Origin of the sequence: Asticcacaulis biprosthecium C19, assembly GCF_000204015.1 — a bacterium.
Lineage (GTDB): Bacteria > Pseudomonadota > Alphaproteobacteria > Caulobacterales > Caulobacteraceae > Asticcacaulis > Asticcacaulis biprosthecius.
In genome coordinates this window covers 904,838-924,093 of the sequence record NZ_GL883077.1, presented here as the reverse complement: position 1 = coordinate 924,093, position 19,256 = coordinate 904,838, and the positions used below count along the sequence as shown (strand labels likewise).

The 19,256-nt window shown below is 60.6% G+C and carries 23 protein-coding genes; 5 read left to right on the top strand and 18 right to left on the bottom strand.

The annotated features are described in order from the left end of the window. Positions 1–191 precede the first annotated feature (191 nt). The 4 genes from ABI_RS04750 to argH are packed head-to-tail and all read right to left on the bottom strand — an operon-like array spanning position 192 to position 3,929. Positions 192–734 carry a DUF4175 family protein gene (locus ABI_RS04750; protein ID WP_040308590.1) on the bottom strand — a complete coding sequence of 181 codons (543 nt, stop codon included), beginning with the start codon at positions 732–734 and terminating at the stop codon, positions 192–194. Positions 735–763: 29 nt separating this feature from the next. Continuing rightward, a complete protein-coding gene (lysA, locus tag ABI_RS04745) occupies positions 764–2,140 on the bottom strand; it encodes a diaminopimelate decarboxylase (RefSeq protein ID WP_006271708.1) in 1,377 nt (458 codons plus the stop codon). An 8-nt stretch (positions 2,141–2,148) separates the two neighbouring features. After that, positions 2,149–2,502, bottom strand: coding sequence for a hypothetical protein (locus ABI_RS04740; RefSeq protein ID WP_245531296.1), 354 nt, complete (start codon positions 2,500–2,502; stop codon positions 2,149–2,151). Beyond that, positions 2,499–3,929, bottom strand: a complete 1,431-nt coding sequence (argH, locus tag ABI_RS04735) for an argininosuccinate lyase (protein ID WP_040308589.1) — start codon at positions 3,927–3,929, stop codon at positions 2,499–2,501. The genes ABI_RS04740 and argH overlap by 4 nt, the downstream gene beginning before the upstream one ends. Between argH and ABI_RS23400 the strand changes: the two genes are divergently transcribed. The 3 genes from ABI_RS23400 to ABI_RS04720 all read left to right on the top strand — a co-directional run bounded on the left by ABI_RS23400 (position 3,928) and on the right by ABI_RS04720 (position 5,971). Continuing rightward, on the top strand, positions 3,928–4,686 hold the full coding sequence (locus ABI_RS23400) for a TlpA family protein disulfide reductase (RefSeq protein ID WP_050808194.1): 759 nt from the start codon (positions 3,928–3,930) through the stop codon (positions 4,684–4,686). The genes argH and ABI_RS23400 overlap by 2 nt on opposite strands. A 10-nt stretch (positions 4,687–4,696) precedes the next feature. Beyond that, on the top strand, positions 4,697–5,269 hold the full coding sequence (locus ABI_RS04725; RefSeq protein ID WP_006271704.1) for a CDP-alcohol phosphatidyltransferase family protein: 573 nt from the start codon (positions 4,697–4,699) through the stop codon (positions 5,267–5,269). Between the two features lie 66 nt (positions 5,270–5,335). Next, complete coding sequence (locus ABI_RS04720; protein WP_006271703.1) at positions 5,336–5,971, top strand: Fe2+-dependent dioxygenase; 636 nt, start codon at positions 5,336–5,338, stop codon at positions 5,969–5,971. A gap of 185 nt (positions 5,972–6,156) precedes the next feature. On the opposite strand, the gene ABI_RS04715 is transcribed toward ABI_RS04720, so the two are convergent. Then, positions 6,157–7,023: a hypothetical protein gene (locus ABI_RS04715; RefSeq protein WP_040308588.1), complete on the bottom strand. Its 867-nt coding sequence runs from the start codon at positions 7,021–7,023 to the stop codon at positions 6,157–6,159. Between the two features lie 460 nt (positions 7,024–7,483). Between ABI_RS04715 and ABI_RS04710 the strand changes: the two genes are divergently transcribed. Then, positions 7,484–8,485 carry a thymidylate synthase gene (locus ABI_RS04710; protein ID WP_040308587.1) on the top strand — a complete coding sequence of 334 codons (1,002 nt, stop codon included), beginning with the start codon at positions 7,484–7,486 and terminating at the stop codon, positions 8,483–8,485. A gap of 10 nt (positions 8,486–8,495) precedes the next feature. Next, positions 8,496–9,407, top strand: a complete 912-nt coding sequence (locus tag ABI_RS04705; protein WP_040308920.1) for an alpha-glutamyl/putrescinyl thymine pyrophosphorylase clade 3 protein — start codon at positions 8,496–8,498, stop codon at positions 9,405–9,407. Here ABI_RS04705 and ABI_RS04700 read toward each other — a convergent pair. The 13 genes from ABI_RS04700 to ABI_RS04635 all read right to left on the bottom strand — a co-directional run bounded on the left by ABI_RS04700 (position 9,397) and on the right by ABI_RS04635 (position 19,236). Beyond that, complete coding sequence (locus ABI_RS04700; protein WP_006271697.1) at positions 9,397–10,470, bottom strand: ImmA/IrrE family metallo-endopeptidase; 1,074 nt, start codon at positions 10,468–10,470, stop codon at positions 9,397–9,399. The genes ABI_RS04705 and ABI_RS04700 overlap by 11 nt on opposite strands. Positions 10,471–11,084: 614 nt before the next feature. Continuing rightward, a complete protein-coding gene (locus tag ABI_RS04690; RefSeq protein ID WP_040308584.1) occupies positions 11,085–11,768 on the bottom strand; it encodes a hypothetical protein in 684 nt (227 codons plus the stop codon). An 18-nt stretch (positions 11,769–11,786) separates the two neighbouring features. Further along, positions 11,787–12,329, bottom strand: coding sequence for a hypothetical protein (locus ABI_RS04685; RefSeq protein ID WP_006271695.1), 543 nt, complete (start codon positions 12,327–12,329; stop codon positions 11,787–11,789). A 92-nt stretch (positions 12,330–12,421) separates the two neighbouring features. Further along, a complete protein-coding gene (locus tag ABI_RS04680; RefSeq protein ID WP_006271694.1) occupies positions 12,422–12,832 on the bottom strand; it encodes a hypothetical protein in 411 nt (136 codons plus the stop codon). Continuing rightward, positions 12,832–13,308 (bottom strand): hypothetical protein, encoded by a 477-nt coding sequence (locus ABI_RS04675; RefSeq protein ID WP_006271693.1) that lies wholly within the window; start codon positions 13,306–13,308, stop codon positions 12,832–12,834. The genes ABI_RS04680 and ABI_RS04675 overlap by 1 nt, the downstream gene beginning before the upstream one ends. Before the next feature lie 16 nt (positions 13,309–13,324). After that, positions 13,325–14,761 (bottom strand): M48 family metalloprotease, encoded by a 1,437-nt coding sequence (locus ABI_RS04670; protein WP_006271692.1) that lies wholly within the window; start codon positions 14,759–14,761, stop codon positions 13,325–13,327. After that, a complete protein-coding gene (locus ABI_RS04665) occupies positions 14,758–15,237 on the bottom strand; it encodes a hypothetical protein (protein ID WP_006271691.1) in 480 nt (159 codons plus the stop codon). The genes ABI_RS04670 and ABI_RS04665 overlap by 4 nt, the downstream gene beginning before the upstream one ends. Then, complete coding sequence (locus ABI_RS04660; RefSeq protein ID WP_006271690.1) at positions 15,234–15,770, bottom strand: hypothetical protein; 537 nt, start codon at positions 15,768–15,770, stop codon at positions 15,234–15,236. The genes ABI_RS04665 and ABI_RS04660 overlap by 4 nt, the downstream gene beginning before the upstream one ends. A gap of 10 nt (positions 15,771–15,780) precedes the next feature. Further along, the gene (locus ABI_RS04655; protein ID WP_006271689.1) at positions 15,781–16,629 is read right to left on the bottom strand and encodes an SHOCT domain-containing protein; all 849 of its coding nucleotides are present in this window, start codon (positions 16,627–16,629) and stop codon (positions 15,781–15,783) included. 20 nt (positions 16,630–16,649) lie between these two features. After that, entirely contained in the window at positions 16,650–17,342 is a 693-nt protein-coding gene (locus tag ABI_RS04650) for a C39 family peptidase (RefSeq protein ID WP_157138693.1), read from the bottom strand. Next, positions 17,339–17,551, bottom strand: coding sequence for a hypothetical protein (locus ABI_RS04645; protein ID WP_006271686.1), 213 nt, complete (start codon positions 17,549–17,551; stop codon positions 17,339–17,341). Before ABI_RS04645 ends, ABI_RS04650 begins: the two co-directional genes overlap by 4 nt. 91 nt (positions 17,552–17,642) lie before the next feature. Then, complete coding sequence (locus ABI_RS04640) at positions 17,643–18,839, bottom strand: DUF418 domain-containing protein (protein WP_006271685.1); 1,197 nt, start codon at positions 18,837–18,839, stop codon at positions 17,643–17,645. 1 nt (position 18,840) lies between these two features. After that, positions 18,841–19,236, bottom strand: coding sequence for a hypothetical protein (locus ABI_RS04635; RefSeq protein WP_157138692.1), 396 nt, complete (start codon positions 19,234–19,236; stop codon positions 18,841–18,843). Positions 19,237–19,256: the final 20 nt, after the last annotated feature.

Here is a 19,256-nt window from a genome sequence, read left to right as displayed (position 1 = left end):
CGCCGCCTGCCAGCGAGGCTCGAGACGGAGGGGTCTTCTTAGCGGTCAACGGCTAGCGCCGTTAGTATAAAACTCCCGCCACATCTAACGGATCGACCGGAATTCAGTGTTTTTCGTGTTCGCCGGCGAAGTCGGCGATTCCGTGGTTTCCGTGGTGAAATTCTTTGCACCGGCCAGGCGCCGAGGCGCAATCAGGGCTGCGACCGCTGCGCCAGTTGCATATCCGCCTTGGCGTCTAGCTGAGCAAACGGCATGAAACCGTGCTGCACCTGGCGCAAAGATACCGGCCCCAGCACCAGAAAGCCCAGCACAGCGGCAATCAGGGCCACGAACCGCAGGGCATAAGGATCGGACTCGGCAATCCCCGCCTTGGCCTTGCCCACCTTCAATGGCGGCTGGTCGACCTGATGACGCATGGCCAGCAGACGCTCGGGCTTCAGGCCGTTATCCACGGCCAGACGGGTATTGTATTCGGTAAAGCTGGGCAGGCGGAAGCGGAACGCCGCCCGGATCGAGGCGAAAATCGCCACCAGCAGCCCCAGTGACAGAACCCCGGCATGGATCCAGCTGGGCATGTTGACGAACGCGCCCCACTGCGCCGCCACCGCGACCAGGGCCACCAGCAGGACATAGGGAAACAACGCTGGCAGGATACGCTCCCACACCATCACCACCTGCGTCCAGAACAGGGCGCGGTTCAAAGGCGATAAGGCGGAAGGCTTTCTGCCAGACATAGCTCCCCCAAGGTTCCCTGTTCTCGTGTTCACGCCGAAGCCGCCCGCGGCCGGGTACCTTGCGGTTCCAGCCCCAATTCCGGCCCCAAATCCAGCCCCATTTCCAGCCCCATTTCCAGCCACTGGGGCAAGGGTTCGCGCGCCATCATCTCGTCATAGCTGGGGCGAGGACGCACGACGGCGAAGCCACCGTCACGCACCAACACCTCAGGGGCGAGCGGACGCGAATTATATTCGCTTCCCATGACCGCGCCGTAGGCGCCGGCCGACATGAAGGCGACCAATTCCCCGGCGCGCAGCCGCGGCAGTTCGCGGTTACGGGTGAAGGTGTCACCGGTCTCGCACACCGGACCGACAACATCGTAGATATCGCTGTCGTCGTTGGTCGGTGCCGCTACGGGGCGGATGTCGTGATAGGCGTCGTACAGCGCCGGCCGGATCAGGTCGTTCATCGCCGCGTCCAGCACCAGGAACTTTTGACCACTGTCGATCCGTTCATGGACGTGGACGACGCGCGACACCAGGACGCCGGCATTGGCGGCGATCACCCGGCCAGGTTCGAAAGTATAGCGCAAGCCGAGGTGCCCGACGGTCAGAGCCGCCATCTCGGCGAAGTCGACCGGATGCGGCGGGGCCGGCTGGTTGAAATAGGGCACGCCCAGGCCGCCGCCCAGATCCAGACGCTCAACGCTTAGGCCTTCGGCGCGCAGGGCTTCGACCCAGCCCTTCATGCGCGAGAAAGCGGCCTGCAACGGCGTCAGGTCGGTGATCTGCGAGCCGATGTGGCAGGCAATGCCGACGGGCGCCAGGTTGCGGTGCGCAGCAGCGTCGGCATAGAGCTTAAGGGCCTCTTCGGCCGAGATGCCGAACTTGTCGCGCGCCCCGCCGGTCGTGATCTTGGCATGGCCGCCGCTGCCGACACCCGGATTGATGCGGATGACAAACGGGGCGATCATGTTCAGAGACGCTGCCACACGGGCCAGGCGGTCCAGCTCGGGACGCGATTCGACGTTCAGTTGGTAGATGCCGGCCTTGAGAGCAAAGGCCATTTCGGCATCGGTCTTGCCGACCCCGGAAAAGACGATCTTTTCGGCCGGAACGCCAGCCGTCATCGCCTTGCGGATCTCCCCCTCGCTGACCGTATCGGCGCCACAGCCCTGAAGCGCCAGGGTGCGCAGGACGGCCAGGTTGGAATTGGCCTTCATGGCATAGGCGACCAGCGGCGCCTCGCCCTTGGGCGAACGCAGCGCCGGTGAGGCGTTCAGCGCTCCGGCAAAGACGTTATAGTGCCGTTCCAGAGTGGCCGAGGAATAGACGTAGACGGGGGTGCCGACGTCACGGGCGATGTCCGTAAGAGACACGCCTTCGCAGTGCAGCTCGCCATCCAGATAGTCGAAGTGGTTCACGCCAGACCTTATTTCGGGGTGTTGTTGTTAAAGATGGTGGCGTTGCCGAAGCCTTCCAGCGGCGCGTCCTGCACCTTCTTGTTGGCGCGGTACGGGTCTTCCATCTTGTTGTCGTCGTCGGCCTGAGGAATGGCGCGCTCGGATTCGTTGGAGGCCGTGGTGTCTTCCAGGGTGGCGGTCGAGCCGCCGCCGGCGTTTTTCGAGGCCGACCACGACGCCTTGGCTTCGTCGCCGACCATGGGCGGCGCCTGTTCCAGGGTGCCCAGCTTGCCGCAGGCCGACAGCAGCAGCGCTCCGCCCAGCAGGGCCATGCCGGTGAGGGCGGCCGAGGTGACGAAGCGGGTCTTGTTGACGGTCATCATAGGCGGCGTTCCTTTAAGCGTAAGGTGTGTCGTTGAATTTGCTGGCGAACCTGGTCCGGCGCCGTACCGCCATATGACTGGCGGGAAGCGGCGGAGGCTTCGGGTGTTAAGACCTTATACACATCCTCCGTGATCCTGGCTTCCAGATTTTGCAGATCAGCGAGGTCTAGTTGCGCCAAATCCACACCCTTGGTTTCGGCGATGCGCACCGCGGCGCCGGTAATATGGTGAGCATCGCGGAACGGGATGTTCAGATTACGGACCAGCCAGTCGGCGAGGTCGGTGGCCGTCGAGAAGCCCGCGCCGGCGGCCGCGCGCATTTTCGCAGTGTCGGCCTCAAGATCCAGGATCATTCCGGTCATGGCCCGCAGCGCCAGGTCGAGGGCGTCGAAGGCTTCGAACACCGGCGGCTTGTCTTCCTGCATGTCCTTGGAATAGGCCAGCGGCAGGCCCTTCATCACAGTGGTCAGGGCCATCAGGGATCCGTTGATGCGGCCGGTCTTGGCACGCACCAGTTCGGCTGCGTCGGGATTGCGCTTTTGCGGCATGATCGACGAGCCGGTCGAAAAGGCGTCCGACAGGCGGACAAAACCGAACATCGGCGTCGTCCAGATGACAATTTCCTCGGCCAGGCGCGACAGGTGCCCGGCGCAGATGGCGGCATGGCTGAGCGACTCCAGGGCAAAGTCGCGCGCTGATACCCCGTCCAGCGAATTGGCCATGGGGCGGTCGAAGCCCAGGGCTTCGCTGGTGGCAAAACGGTCGATCGGAAACGGCGAACCGGCCAGGGCGGCCGAACCCAGGGGGTTTTCGTTCATCCGCGTGCGGGCATCGGCAAAGCGCGAATGGTCGCGGCCGAACATCTCGACATAGGCCATCAGGTGGTGACCGAACGTCACCGGCTGGGCCGGCTGGAGGTGGGTAAAGCCGGGCATCAGGGAGTCGGCATACTGTTCGGCGCGCTGAAGCAGGGCCTCTTGCAGGGCCAGCAGTTGCTGCAGGGTCAGGTCGACCTGGTCGCGGACCCACAGGCGAAAATCGGTCGCCACCTGGTCGTTGCGCGACCGGGCGGTGTGCAGACGCCCGGCGACGGGGCCGATCAGCTCACGCAGGCGCGCCTCGACATTCATATGAATGTCTTCGAATTCGTGGCGGAAAGGAAACACGCCCGATTGAATCTCGTCTTCAATCTTCGCCAGACCGTCGTCGATGGTTTTGGCATCGTTAAAACTTATGATACCTTGTTTCGCCAACATGGCAGCGTGGGCGCGCGATCCGCGCAGATCCTGCTGCCACAGGCGTTTGTCGACATCGATGGAAACATTGATGGCTTGCATAATTTCATCGGGTCGGGCACTGAAACGTCCGCCCCACATCTTTTGACCCTGTTGGGGTTGGGGGGACGTTTCGTCGGTATGATCGCTCATGGATAACCCTTTGGACAGTGACGACCTGAAGGCGGCGCCCGCGCCGCGACCCGATCAGCCTGCGCAGCCTATAGCCGAGGACAGTGCCGAACCCAAGTGGCGCGACACCGGAAAAGCGAAGAAAAAGCGTGGTCTTAATGGCCTGACGATTGCCATTATCGTCGCCAGCATCGCGGCTGTCGGTGTGCTGGGCTTTGCCGGTTGGAAATTGCTTCCGCAACTTTTCAGCGGTCAGGCCAAGGGCATCGAAGGCGCGGTCAAGGCCGAGGCCGAGGGTCCGCTGGCCCCCTATGTCAAGGGTTCAATCTCCCATATGATCACCTTCGCGACGCCGCGGAAGATCGACAACCTGGCCTTCATCGACCGCGACAAAAAGCCGCTGCGCCTGGCGGATTTCAAGGGTCAGGTCGTGGTGCTGAACCTGTGGGCGACGTGGTGCGCGCCTTGCCGCTATGAGATGCCGACCCTGGCCAATCTGCAGAAACACTATGCCGGCAAGGGCGTCGCCGTCGTGGCTTTGAGCGGCGACACCGAAGACAAGTTCGCCGACGTGAAATCCTTCATCGACGTCCAGCAACCGCTGGAGGTCTATGTCGATCCCGACCTGGTTGCCAAAACGTCGAAACTGGACGTGGCCGGCCTGCCCTCGACCCTGATCCTGAACAAGAACGGCGATATCGTCGCCCGCCTGGACGGTGAAGCCTCGTGGGACACGCCCGAGGTCAAGGCTTTGCTGGACAAGCTGCTGACCGAGTAGTCCGCGCAAGGTGATCCATCATCTCCCGTTCGCCCTGATCCTGTTCCGGCTGGCCGCCGGACCGGTGATTCTGGCCGTGGCCTGGTTTCAGCCGCCGCTGGCTGCCCTGGTCTGTACGATCCTGCTGGGCCTGGGCGTGCTGTCCGACATCTTCGACGGTGTGATCGCCCGCCGTCTGAACATCGTGACGAACGACCTGCGCCTGTGGGACAGCCGCTGCGACGTCGTTTTCTGGCTGTCGGTCGCTATCAGCCTGCACCTGCTGCACCCAGCCATCTGGCAGGTGACCTGGCTCATGCTGGCGGTGCTCGGCGTTATGGAAGCGACGACACACCTGATCAGCTACGTCCGTTTCAGCCGCGAAGCCTCGACCCACCACCTGCTGTCGAAGATCTTCTGCCTGTTCCTGTGGGCCCTGGCGTCGCAGATCTTTCTGACCGGCGCCACCGGCTGGCTGTTCTGGCTGACTCTTGGCGTCGGTGTGGTGTCGCAACTGGAAGCCATGGCCATCATGCTGATCGTGCCGGCCTGGCAAGTGGATGTGAAGAGCTTGAAAGCGGCGCTGGCATTACGGCGGGGCTGAGCGGTTTACAAACCCGCCGCCCGGAGGCAAGGTCCGCCTCCGTTGTGATTTGGCCTGCGAGTCCCCATGCTGTTCATTCAATCCGCCCTCGACAAGGACGAGCTGGCCGAGGTCTCGACCCGGCTGAAGGCTCTACCCGCGGCCGCCGTGCGCCGTGGCAAGCCCGGTGAACCGCAGCACAACGACTCCAAGGCCCGCGCCGTGATGGGCTGGGTCAAGTCGATCGTCACCCGTCACCCTCTGGTCCAGGCCTATGCCCAGCCGGCGCGGTTTTCGACCTTCGTCTTGACGAAACATGCCGTCGGCGAACGTTTCGGCCTGCATCCGGTCGATCCGCTGATGAAGGACGACAACGGCAATCCGATGCGGACCGACCTGGCGTTTACGCTGTTCCTTACGTCGAAGGTCGATTACGACGGTGGCGCCCTGACCCTGGAAGCCAATGACGGCACGCGCGATATCCGCCTGGAGGCCGGCGATATGGTCATCCACAAGACCGGTCAACTTCATCAGGTAGCGCCCGTCACGCGCGGTGAACGCCTGGCCTGTATCGGCTGGATCCAGAGCCTGACCAAACATGAGGACGAACGCGACGTGCTGTTCGACCTGCAAAGGATGCTGCTGTCGGCGACCGACCGCGACCACGTGCTGATGCTGCGCAAGACGATCGGCAATCTGCTGCGCATGTGGGGTGAGGTGTAGGGACAGAAGCTGCTGAGTCAGGGACTTGCCTCCACGTTGGGCTACCGTTTTGCGCCAGAACCGGACATATTACCCGCGCCTCGGCGATTGCTCTAAAGCGGAAGTTGGCTACCCGTCGCAATGATCCCATTGCTGACCTGATGACCTTTTTGAGCGAGCGGCCCCATAATGCCCAGTCATGTAGATTAAGGCGTTGTTTTCAATATTTTGTGGACCTCCGCGCTATCTCCGTATTTAGATTTAAGGCCGCGATACACGTCTGTGAGCACATTCTTTAAGCAGACGATTGAGTCATTGAAATAGGCGCTGTCGATTGGCAGCATATCGCCCCTTTTTGCGCGCGCTAGCGCGCCAGCTTTTCCAACGTAAATGTCGTTCGCCCTGCCGTCGCCATGAACATAAATATCTCTTGTAGCCTTCAGCTCGACGTATTTGCCCCAAATGTCGTCTTTGATGGCGAAACCAAATATAGAGGCCATATAACCCTTTAATTGAGTCGGGGTGGCGTAGAGCGCATCACGAACGCGCTTCTCAGCCTTGTCAGAAATTAAATCTCCAATTGATTTCGCTTCTATTACATCCTTTAACATAATAGTCTTAATTTCGTCTTCGGCCGCCTGCTTTCCCTTTGCAGATGTAAGCAATTTTTGCGGATACGCTCTTATTATAAGTGTAAGGCATGTCGATATGTAGTCTTCAATTAAAGCGATCGAAAATACAAGGGATTGAACGTACTCCTTGGAAGAGATGCGCGCATCAACAAGTTCTATGATCGTACTTATATTACGTGAAAGTCCTACCGGCTCGGCTTTAATGCTAGGCGCCAGAAGCCTGTAGCGCGTCTGCTTCTTAGCTTGGCGCGCCGCGAAGTCTGCCCGAATTGTCTTAAGCCCTTGGACAGCAAGCTGGCTTTCGATGAAAATATCATTCAGCTTTCGCAACGGCACATACCTTTGCGCTGCAAAAAGGGCATTATTCCTGGGCGCCTTTTTAGGCATACTCTTATTGGGCATAATAAGTTTCTCCGGAGCCTGCTCAATGTCTGCGTGCACTCATTTCTGCCCTGAGTTGCTCCCTGGCGCTAGGGCCGTGCAAAAAAAACTGCATCAGAGGCGTCGCCCGTTTTTGGTTGAAGACTCTTTGGGGGCATTTGGATGGTTCAATCGTCATGTCGGCTTTGGGCCATTCGGCACTCTCGCGCCAATTGCAGAAATAAAACCGTCGAGGTTTCTGTTTGGGTTTTTGCCCAGGAGCGGACATTGATGTCCCAGCTCTGGGTTTGCGCAGTAACGTCACTTATACGATAGGTTCGTTTGCCTTTGCGGAAAACATGGGCCGGTCACGCACGGATTTGGACGACCTAATTGTCGCTACAGTCAAGCCCCCTAGGACGACCATCTTAATGCATAAGCGCCACCTACGAATTTACAACCCAAGGGGACAAATCCGCGGCTCTATACTTGAAATATTGCAGAACTTATACCATTTTGTCATTTGGGCAGAGGGTCTGAAATGGCTGATATTGCAGAGAAAAGCTTGGATGACCTTCTTCGGAAGGTATTCAGTCGCCTGCTGAAAAGCAAAAGCCGCGTGAAGCCAACGAAGGGTGAGAATGGGGAAGTTTTTGGTATCCTACTAGAACTAAAGAAACCTCGAGCCAGGCTTAGTCGAGCCGAAACGCGTGGCGTGATTTACAGCTGCATCGGCGAATTTCTTTGGTACATGTCAAAGTCGGACTCGCTGGAGTTTATCCAGTCGTACATTGGAAGGTATTCAGACTTCGCCGAAGAGGATGGCACCGTTAACGGTGCCTACGGGCCTCGCCTGTTCAATAAAGACGGAATCGATCAGGTAGATTTCGTCATCCGGAAGCTGCAGGAAAACCCTCATAGCCGTAAAGCTGTCATTCAGCTCTACGACGCTAAAGACTCGCAAGGGGATTTCAAAGACGTCCCCTGCACCTGCTCATTACAGTTCGTTCTGCGAAACGGACTTTTACATATGCAGGCTCACATGCGATCGAACGATGCTTATCTCGGCCTTCCACACGACATTTTTTGCTTCACCATGCTCCAGGAGTTGATCGCAGGAAGTCTGAGCGCCAAGCTTGGCACCTATAAGCATTCCGTTGGGAGTCTGCATCTTTACACTGAGAACGCGATTGCCGCGCAGGAATTCCTCGACGAGGCCTTTCAAGATATTATAGAAATGCCGGCCATGCCCCTCGGCGATCAGTGGCCCCAACTCAAATTGCTCCTTGAGATCGAGCCGCAGATTAGGAATGGTGAAATTGAAGATACAACGTTTCCTATGCTGAACGGCTATTGGGCGGATATCGCGAGACTTATCGCAATAAAATTTTCAAATAATGCCCGCGCCATCGTGGCCATTAAGGATCAAATGGTGTCTCCCGTCTACGAAACCTATATCCGGCGAAAGCACGACCGGTTGCAATCGCCACCCCAAACACAAGAGCTGTTTACGGAATTAGGGAGTGATGGCCGTGCCTCGTAATATGTCAGCTATGGCCGGCAAGCTCGACCAATTGCTGCAGGACTTCAACACGCACGAACACGCATTGCTAGGCATTCAAAATGCACAGCGACGAGAAGCTTTTGTCCTGCAACTCGTATCGAGTCTGCGCCGGATATTATTCGTAACAACTCTCGGAGATCGGCCTATTTCTTCCGACAGAGCCGCGCCGACGACGGATTTATTCGATCCGCTTAAGGCCGCTGTGTTGCATAGGAATGGAGGCCGACTTGATGAAGCAATTTGGCTCGTATTCCTTGCAACACATTTTGGGAAGCATGCCGTCGACGGTTGGCGGCTGATGCGGGACATTTATGGCGCCTTTGGCCATCAAGCTCCGTGGACTTGGGAAACAATCACGAGTGATCCTACCAAGTTTAGGACATGGGCGAATGAAAATCTGTATGTGTTATTATCAGATGGCGTTTCACGCCGCTTCAGCAATCACAGAAAGTACGAGAGCAAGAGCGCCGATGCGATTAGTGATACTCTAATTTCCTACGTTCACTTAGTTCGCGGGTACGGAGATCATCGCGGCTTGATCGTCGGCACGCACCAAGCTGTGGGGCAAAACCCGACAGAAGCTTTCGACTTCCTATATAGCTCCATGAAAAACGTGAACCGCTTTGGTCGCCTTGGGTCGTTCGACTTCCTAACAATGGTCGGAAAGCTGGAATTAATGCCGATCACTCCGGGCAAGGCGTACCTGAACGGCGCAACCGGCCCTCTGCGCGGGGCGCGACTTTTAGTGGACGACAACCCGACCTCCGCGACCTCAGCGGAACAACTTGAAGGAATTCTCGCACTCTTGGACAACAAGCTAAAGGTTGGAAAACAGGTGCTCGAAGACTCTATGTGTAATTGGCAGAAGAGTCCTGATAACTATCTGTACTTCAGAGGATAGTCGCCCGTTCGATTTCATCCCAATCATAACGACGCTTTAGGCGGTTCATGTACTTTTTGTCTACGTAACCCAAATGCTGGAGTTGACCAAGGACAACCCCTTGGGAGACGCCAATTCGCTGGGCAAAGCGCGCCACCGCTTTGATGTCTCGACGGATTTGCGGAAACTCTCTGCGGTCTTCGGGCGAGACGAGGAAGTCCTGAGCGAACTGATCAGCTTCACCCTCCTCCTTTTCCATCACTTCGTCTCCGTTCTCAATGAACAAAAGAGAAGTGTCGTGCAGGAGCAAGTGGGCGGCCTCATGGAAAACCGTGAACCAGAAATGGTCGTCCGAACGATGCCTGAAACTGAGCATCATCATCGCCTTTTCAGCAGAGACAAACTTAGTTGCACCGCTGGCGCGACAACCGGCTGGCGTTCTAGAAATGACCACAGCCACGCCGCAACTTGCCGCAATCTTCTTCAGCATAGGAATGAATATCGCTGGATCTTTTTGACGAGAAAGTTTCCGCAACACCGGCAGCACCGAACGAAACTTTTCCTTGTCCCAAAGGTCACATTGAGCGGCTGTCGCTTCGATTTCACCTCTGCGGATCCATGCTATGGTCGCTGGGATATCGGCTTTTAGCGATGCGCTCGACCTGAAGGCCACGGCTTTTAACTCAGCCGAATATCGGGCCTCCCACTGGTCAACGGAATTGACCCCAAAGAACTCAAGGCAATTCTTGATTTTCTCCTGAATGGACTTTGTCGATGGAATCCAACCGAGCTTCACCATGTCGGCGACCGGGAATGACAGCATCCATTCCTTAAGTTTTTCGGCCGCATCTCCCTGGACCAGGTGGCGGTCATGAGCGAAGTCAGCCTGACGTTGTAACCAAAACTTCGGAGAAGCGCCTATTACATCCGAAAGGGCAATCGCCATCTCTCGATCGATTTCGACATCGCCAATCAATAATAATTCGATCGTCTGACGGGACCGACTGATGCGTTTTGCAAAGTCATCGAGTTCAATTTCACGCGCCTTGAGCGCGTCAAGAATAGTCGCCCCGGGGGCGAACACCAGTCCGTTTGGAAATTCACACCCAACGCTATTTCCCCTTATCGATCGAATTCAGCCTTACACGGCTAACTTTTGACCAATCTACCAGACCATTGCCTCGCACCGGACAATTTCGCTGCTGCGCTGATAGTTTCAATTCGTATCCATCACAAAGCATTATCGTCCTTGTCTGCCCCGTCGCACCCGTTATTACGTCCGTAAGACCAACCACCAGGTCGTCTATGGAATCAGCTGCACGCAAGTCAGCAACACGGCTCATTAACTGAACCGCGACCGCATCACCAAGTTTCTTCTTCGCTGAGGTTTGGCTGATGCACAGCTGTCTCAACGGCTCCGTATCGAACGCTATATCCAAAACGCATCCTGGCACGAAGCCGTCTTCGCGCTCACATCGAAAAATTTCTATATACATATACCCAGGATTGATTCGCGTCTACAGCGCCCTGGCGCGGCAGCCCCAGTATCGGTGGCCCAAGAGGATAGACTTGGATTCCCTACATATGTCCGCTTTGAAATTTACGCTCGGAGGCACAAAGGGCTGCTTAGGGCCAAAACGCGTCGAGGCGGACGAGCCCTTCCCGAGCCCCTCCGCCTCTAACTGGCTACAGTAAACCTCACGGCTGTTGCGCGGCCGCCATCATGGCCTGCATCGACGACTGGAAACGATCCGGCGAGTCCAGCATCAGGATCGCCACCGCTCCCGATTGCGTCTGCATCACCGTCAGCATCCCCATCACCGGCGCGCCGTTTTTCGTCGCCTGGAAGCCGACCTGGGACATGCGGCCACTTGGGTCATCCGTGTAGCCCAGGACCTGGGGCTGGGCGTCGAAATAGGCCATCAGCCGGTTATAGGTATCGCGCGATTGCTGCGGCAGCGGCCCCTGGCCGTTCAGACCAGAGCGGAAAACATAGCCCGCCTGCGAATTGAGACGGTTCATCCCCTGAGGTGCACTGGCCAACTGCAACGGCGCACCGTTGCCCGGATAGGCGCCACCGGGCATCTGGCCCGGCAAGGGCGGCGGCGTGTTCGGCATCATGCCGGGCTGGCCTGGTTGCGGAACCGGCTGCTGGCCGGGTTGCTGGCTTGGCTGTTGCGCACCCGGCCAGGGTGATGGCTGCTGCGGCCCGGTGTTGTTGTAGGGCGCCGGCGGGTTCGGATAGGCGGCGTTCGGGTCATTGGCCGCAAAGGGTCCGTTATTGCCGACATTCTGTTGCGGCGCACGGTTGTTGGGCTGCGGGTTGCAGGCCGTCAGGCTGAGAGCCGCCACAAGGGCAACCGCAAAAATGGATCTGGTCATCATCTTCCCCTGTCAGGCTCAGTCGGTTACGCCGTCGCCATCGACGTCATGGTCCGCATTATATTCGTTGGGCGCCGCCGACGCCGCGTTGTCGACGGCATTGCCGGCGTGTTCACTCGCCGTTTGGCCGTAGACCTCGGCCGCGCCCTCCATGCCACGATCGGCATAGTCGGCGGCATCGGCCGCGGCCTGTTCGCCCATCTCCTGTTCGTCCATCGCCTCATCGATCTCGGCAACGTCGGTTTCGGCCTCGAGAATCTCCGTGTCGGCGTCACCGCCCAGGTCCTCGACCTCGCGCATTTCGTACTCGGCTTCCTGAGCACGGTCACGGGCGGTTTCCCATTCTCCGTCCTTCATCAACTGGTCCTGCTCTTTCTGCAGGTCGTCGAAATTTTCGCGCGCCGCATCGGCAGCTTCGGTGCGGTCCAGCAAGACTTCGGCGTCTTCGGCGGTCATGGCCGGATTGGCCTCGATGGCTTCCAGCACATCGTCACGCCCGTCTTCGGACAGGTTCGCGATTTCGACGCGGTAGGTTTCGGCTATGGTTTCGGTCTCGGCCATGGGTGTCTCCCTGAATGTACGAAGGCCCCGCAAGAACCGCCTTCACAGGGTTAAGCGCAGGTTTCCCGGAACTTGGCTCAGCCCGCCGAAAATTATTCGCCGGCCGCGTCGCCGGCATCATCGGTTGTCACCGGATCGGGATCATCAGGGGCCAGATAGGGGTTGTTTGGCGCTTCGGGCGCAAGGTCCGGTGCGGTTTCGGCCGGCGCCGGCTCGGCGACAGCGTTTTCGACCGGATCCTTGCGCGGCACGGCGTCGTGCGACGTTGATGCCTCGGGATCGGCCGTTGTGGTCGCCACGGCCTGGGCAGAAGCCTGGGCAGCCGTTTGCGCCGCCAGGTGGGCCGGCACAGGCCGGCCGCCCCGCAGATGATCCTCGTCCGGGTCGGTCGACGCGGCCTCGATTTCGCGGCCGTCGGCCGCTTCTATGACGTCAGGTACCGCGTCGTGAACCGCACCGTCGGCGGCGTCGATGATCCGGTCGTCGGGCACCGTACCCGGCATCACACGTTATCGCTGTCGTAGGGATCGTCGTCGGTTTCGGCTGTCTCAACCTCGACAGGCGCAGCCTCATAGACATCGTCTTCGGCCGCGGCGTCGATCACGCCGTCATCGACCTCCATCCGAGCCTGAGCGGCCACGGCCATGTCCTGAACCTTTTCAGCCACCTCGTGAAGACGTCCGAAGGCGTTGCTGAGAACGCCACCGTCGGTGCTTTCCTTCGCCTGTTCGTTAAGGCTCTCTGCAACCCTTTCCAAATCCAGCTTCGAAACCGCCTCGGTGGCGCGGTCGACAGCCTGGCTGGCCCAACTGCCGGGAGCGGCCTCGCCTTCGAAGATTTCGCCGCTGGCGGCTTCGGCGATGGCTGCGGCCGTGTCTTTGGCGTCAATACCGTCCGGCCAGGACGACACATCGGGTTGTTCGGCGCGTTCGATCGCGGCCTTGAGGACGTCGGATACAGAAGACAGGGGTGTGGGCATGGCTTAGTTTCCTTTTCTAATCGGCATAAAGGTCGGGATTGTCGCGTTCGGGCGGCGGCCGTACCGTCAGCACCGTACGGCAGTCGGCATTGGGACAGCGGATCTTGGCTTCGCTCTTGCCGGCCAGGGCGGCCTTCAGCACCCGCAACGGCCGGTGGCAGGCGGCGCAGTCGATTTTCAGCGAATTGTCGTCCTGTTCGGGCGCCAGCCGTTCGATCTTCGCCGATTTGGGCGGCGCCGGCCGAACTTCCAGGACCTTGCGGCAAGCGGCATTGGGACAGCGCACCTTGATGGCGTCGGTTTCGTTGGCAAAGCGGCTACGGTCGAAACGCAGCGGCTCGGAACAGGCGATACAGGTCAGCCGAACATGGCCGTCGTCGATCGGCGGTTCCGGTGCCTTCTTCGGCTTCTCGGCCTCAAGCCAGTGATCGATGACCCGCCGCCACGCTGAAAAATCGGAGGTTCCGGAAAACTCGGCCTGCAGGCGCAGCCGCCGCATCAGGAAGGGCTGCGATCCCATGGTCATCTCGGCCATCTGGTGGGCGCCACCGACCGCATCGGCGACTTGGCGTTCCAGGGCCGCGACATTGAGTTTCTTCAGCACCGGAAAGGACTTCATCGCCCATTGCAGGGTCACGTTGCGGACGACGGCCGGATCGCCAACCACCATGGCACCGGCGCGATCGGCGGTGATTTGGGACTGGCGCGCCCAGGCCATCAGCGGCGCGTCGATCGCGCTTTCGACAATCTTGGCCGGGTTGATGAATTGCATCACCCCCTCACCCATAATCGTGCGCTGGGCCGACTGGCCGCTCATGAAGCGCGACACCGTGTTCCACATAGCGTGGCCGGCGGCGACATGGCCCATCTCACGCCCCAGCAGGTACAGCATCTCACGCGGACCGAAGTTGAGCAGGACCGAGCCTATGGCGATAAAGGCGCCGTTCTCGTCGCCGAGCGTCACGCAATCCCACATCTGCTCGCCCGAGACGTAGAGTTCGGGCAGATAGGCCAAGCCGACAATACGCGCCGCCAGAACCGCCTGGTTAAAGATGTCCGGCATCTGGTCCGGGCCCAGCCGGATGCCGTTGACCGCGGCCTCCAGCCATGGTCGCCCCAGCCTCTGCGAGATCGCCTGGGCGGCGGCGTTGAGCGGGCCGGAATTGCGCAGAGTGCGCATGGCCGCGGCGTCAAGATCCCACATCAGGTAGTCGATCGGCATGTGATAGTCGGGCGACAGGGGGCGCAGGCGGCGGCAGGTGAAACACACATTCTGGCCCGCCGGCAGACGGCCGCCGTCGCCGCAGGGGGCGCAATGATGGGTCTGCGAGGCCGGGGCTGCGACCGCGTCCGGACCGATGGCGGTGCCACAGCCGCCACAGAACTTCTCCCCGGCCATCAGGCCGTGACCGCAGTGACTGCAGAATTTCGGTACGCCGGGCTGGACGGTCATGACACGGCCCTGACAGAGGTTTCGAAACCGGTCACCGGCACGTGCGCGCCAATGGTCTGCCACAGACGTCGTTCCAACTGCGCCTGGTGCAGTTTCATCGCGACCATTGCGCCGAACAGCCAGACCACGGGGAGGATGGGGATCATGGTCAGGGCGGGCGCCATCTCCGAGATCAGGACCAGGGGAAACACCAGAACGATCGCCAGGCCGAAAGCCACCCAGGTGCCGGTCGTCGCGCGCAGGCCGTATTCGATGGCAATCTTCGCCTGCCCGCCTGAAGCCGGGTCGATCCGGGCCGTCCAGACGAAGGCAAAGGGGAAGCCGGGCAGACCATTGCGGCGTTCGGCCGTCAGGGCGCGAGCCTCAGGCGATACAGTGAAGCCGATGGCCGTCAGCGCCGCTGCGACCGTGCGGCGGGCTTGGTGTACAGGACCGCCCAGCCGGGCCGTGACCGATTTCCAGTAGACATAGATCATGGCAAGGCCCCGGGTGCATGTTCCACGATCCTGTCGCGACCATAGGCACGGTTGAGCGTGCGCCAGACGGTGCGCGATCCTTGCCATGGCCCCAGGGCGGAGATGCCACGCCACAGGTCTTTTTCCATGGCATGAGCCGCAAACCGCGCGACGACGCCTTGGATCAGCGGCAGAGCAAAGAAGACGCCGGCCAGCCAAAGCAGTTCCATCACGCGGATTTCGGTGGCGATGACGACACAGGCCATGGCGCCGGCGAAACTGGCCGCCAGGCCGCCATAGGTGTACCAACCATTGCTCATCCCGAACCGTACCGAAAAGCCGGATCCGGCCTCCAGCGGCGCGACCTCGACCTGCCATTCGTGCTGGGCCGGCAGCAGGGCCAGCCAACTGATGCGGCGGTAGATCCCCGTCTCGCGGTCACCTGAGAAGCCCATGGCCCGCAGAGCGCCATCGAGGCCGTCTGCGGTGGCTTGCGCCTCTGGCGCGACTTCTGCGACCACCGTCTTCCAATAGATGTCCGAAACCCGGTCCATGCCTTTTGCCTTAGAGCCGGTCGAGCAGATCGGTGCGGCGGCGTTCGAACTCGGCGGCGTCGATCAGGCCCTTGTCGCGCAGACCGGCCAGTTTCTCGATCTTGGCGATGATGTCGGCCTCGTCGGTTGACGCAGGCGTCTCAGCCGGGGCGGCGGGCGGCACAGGTGCCGGGGTAAAGGCGGGGGCGGGCGTGGGGCGTATCGGGGTTGCGACGCCGCCGGTCAGCGCCTTCTCGAACTGGCCGGCCAGCTTATTGGGGATGCCGACGGCGATGTCATAGACCGCCCACCCGAACCCGGCGATCGACAGCAGCGGCGCCAACAGTCCTACGGACATGGTCAGGAAAAAGACATTGAACAGGCCGATGCCGCCGATAATGCCGAGGAAGATCAGGGTCGAGCCCCAGTCGGGCTTGATGCCGATCCCGACACGCGTGCTGCTCGGCCCCGCCGCCTGGACGGCGACATTGCTGCGGAAGCGCACCGTGCTGCCCAGCAGCCGCCGGGGCAGTATGGCCATGAAGCCGAGCGGTGGATTCTGGGCCGAAACGTCTCCGCCCAGGCTCTGGACCGCAGCGATGGCGCGGTCGCAGGCCTCATGCGCCGGCAAGGCCAGGTCGGTGAAGCGGTCCGGGGTGATTGCGGGCATGCCGTGCATGCCGGGCAAGGCCGGGTTGAAGCGCGGTGGTTGCGGCGGCGGTACATAAGACGGCTGTGGAGTTGGCAGCGGCTGGTCAGGCGCGGCGGACGCGCCGATCGCCGTGCCGCAACTGGCGCAGAACCGCGTTCCGGCACGGTTACGGGCGCCACACGCCGGGTTGGTACAGACGAGGTCGGAGGCGGAAGCGGTTGCGTTCATGGGGAAGCCCTTTTCGGTCTTCAGTTGACGATGATCGCCTGTCGCCAGACGGCGGCGACCTGCGAATAGGGAACGGGTTGGGTAAAGTGGGCCATCGGATCGTTGATGTGGACCATGGCGACGACGCCCTGAGGCGTCTGCTGGAACGACATGCCGCGGGCGACGACGACATGGCCCATGCCCTGGCCGGCCTCGATGCCGATGACCACGGCATGACCCATCTTGAGGGTGCGGTAGAGGGTCATGGCGTCGGTCGGCGCGGCATAGGTCGAGGTCCGGCCGCCATATTGCTGGATCAGGGCCTGGATCTGCTGCAGCGAACCGGTGGTGACGCAGCGCGGGTCCTGGCCGGCGCAGCACGGGCCGGGGTCGGCGCCGTAGGCGGAGGCAACCAGCTGGCACTGCGACGGGGTATTGGCCATGCCGCGGCTGGCGGCGATCAGCTGTTGCGACACCGCCGCCCAGCACCACACCTGAGTCTGTTGCGCAATGTTCTCGATCGGCAGGTCGACCGGCGTCAGATCGCCACTCAGCACCTCGGGCGGGTTGACCGGGCCGGGCCCATAAACCGGAGCCTGAGAGATGTTCGCCGGCGGTTGCGGCACGTCGGGCGCGAAAAATTCATCCCAGATCAGCAGGGCACCGACGCCACCGAAAATGGCCAGCCATAGGAACTTGAGGTTCCTCACCCGTTCCATGAGCCCGGAACTCATTCCTGATATCCCGGCTGTTGGTAGTAGCCCTGTTGTTGCTGGAACTGTTGCGGATTCAGGATCTGGTCCTGCATCTGCTGCAATTGCGCCTGCATCGACCATTGGGCGTACAGGGTGATGGCCAGCGGCAGCAGCATGATGATGACATATTGCCAACCGCCGCCGCCGAGCTGCCCGCCCAACATACCGCTCTTCAGACTGAACTTCATCGCCGGCCCCTGAGTCGCGGAGCCGTGTCGGCCCCTTCTGCAGAGTTCAGCGGCGTCCGGCCGGAAATCGGATCAGGCGGTCATAAAAAATTTACCGGGAGTTCAAAATCGGCATCCAGCGCCGGTAGGTCAGGCAGCGCCAGCCCCACTCGAACGGGCCGTAGCGGAAGACCTGAAGCCATAGCATGCTGAACAGCAGTTGCCCGACCCAGATGGCCGCCACGATCGGCACCAGGCTGGCGTGGTTCAAGGTGCCATACAGGGGCAGTTCATAGCCCAACACCACGGTGCCGGCCGGCGCCCGGCCGCCATAGAACAGCGCCGTCATGATGACCGACTGCATCAGGTAGTTGGTAAAGGCCATCCGTCCGGCACAGGCCAGCGGATACAACAACCCGCCGGCGCCGGTGCGCGCGATCACGATTAGGATCGCTGCATAACCCAGCGAAATAACCAGCGGGAGGGCCTTGTCCAGTATGTCGAAGACCAGCCAGAAATCGACTCCGCGATATCCGCCCTGGACAAAGGCCAGGTTCATGACGGCGAGCGGCACAAGGGCGATCAGCCCGGCCGCCACGGCCAGACCGTACAGGCCGTTGCGACTCTCGCCCTTCAGGAACCCGGCCTTGAACAGCCCCAGCCCCAGCATCATCAGACCAAGTGTATGTGGCCCGAACACGATGACGGCGGCGATGACGTCCTGGGCCCACTGCCACGCATTGCCCGTCAGGGAACTCAGGAAGCCGGACCGCATCTGCTCGACATAGGCGGGATTGCGGTCGGGCAGTTCCAGTCCCATCGGTATGAACTGCGCCAATACGTCGATGCCGACAAGGGCTGCTGTGGTGACGGCATAGACCACGGCGCCGACGGCGATCAGCCAGGAGGCCGGCCGCTCGCGCCATTGCATGAAGACCAGGCCGGTTACGGCATAGAGGAACAGGATGTCGCCGTGCCAGATCAGGGCGCCGTGGATCACCCCGAAGACCAGCAGCCAGATCAGCCGCCGCTGCAAAGGCCGCTCACCGGTTTCGCCGACCAGAAAGATGCTGACACCGAACAGCAGCGAGAACAGGGTAATGAATTTGTCGCGTGCAAAGGTTTCGATCGCCCACCAGGCGACATCGTCGGCGGGGCTCATCGGAACCGGCGACCGCCTGGGATCGACATAGACGTCGAAGGGCTGGGCAAAGGCGATGGCGTTGACGATCAGTATGCCCAGGATGGACAGGCCGCGAATGTGGTCGAGCGCCGCGAAACGTCCCCCCTGGCGCTCCGCTGCTGTCATATCAGGCGCTCTTGCGGCTGAGCGCCAGCCCCTGGAGCAGGACGGCGGTCGGTATCGACAGGACCAGTTCGCCCAGGCCCTTGACCCCGCGATACAGCGCAAAGGCCGACACCAGTTCCTGGGTCAGGGTCACACCTTTGATCATGTAGTTGACCAGGGCGGCGACATTGCCGGCCATGGTGATGAACAGGGCGCCGCACAGCGCCATCAGAAGCGCATGCAGCCGCGATGGCGGAAAGGAGATCTTCCACAGGACCAGGGTCGCGACGACCCAGAAGGCCGCCAGAACCATCTGGCGCTGGGTTTCACCCAGGGCATCTTCGTTGCCCATCAAAGAGGAGGTCAGGAACCATTGTGCTCCGTGCAGACACAGCGCCGCCACTGCGGACAGGATCAACCAAGTCCGTTCGGGATTGC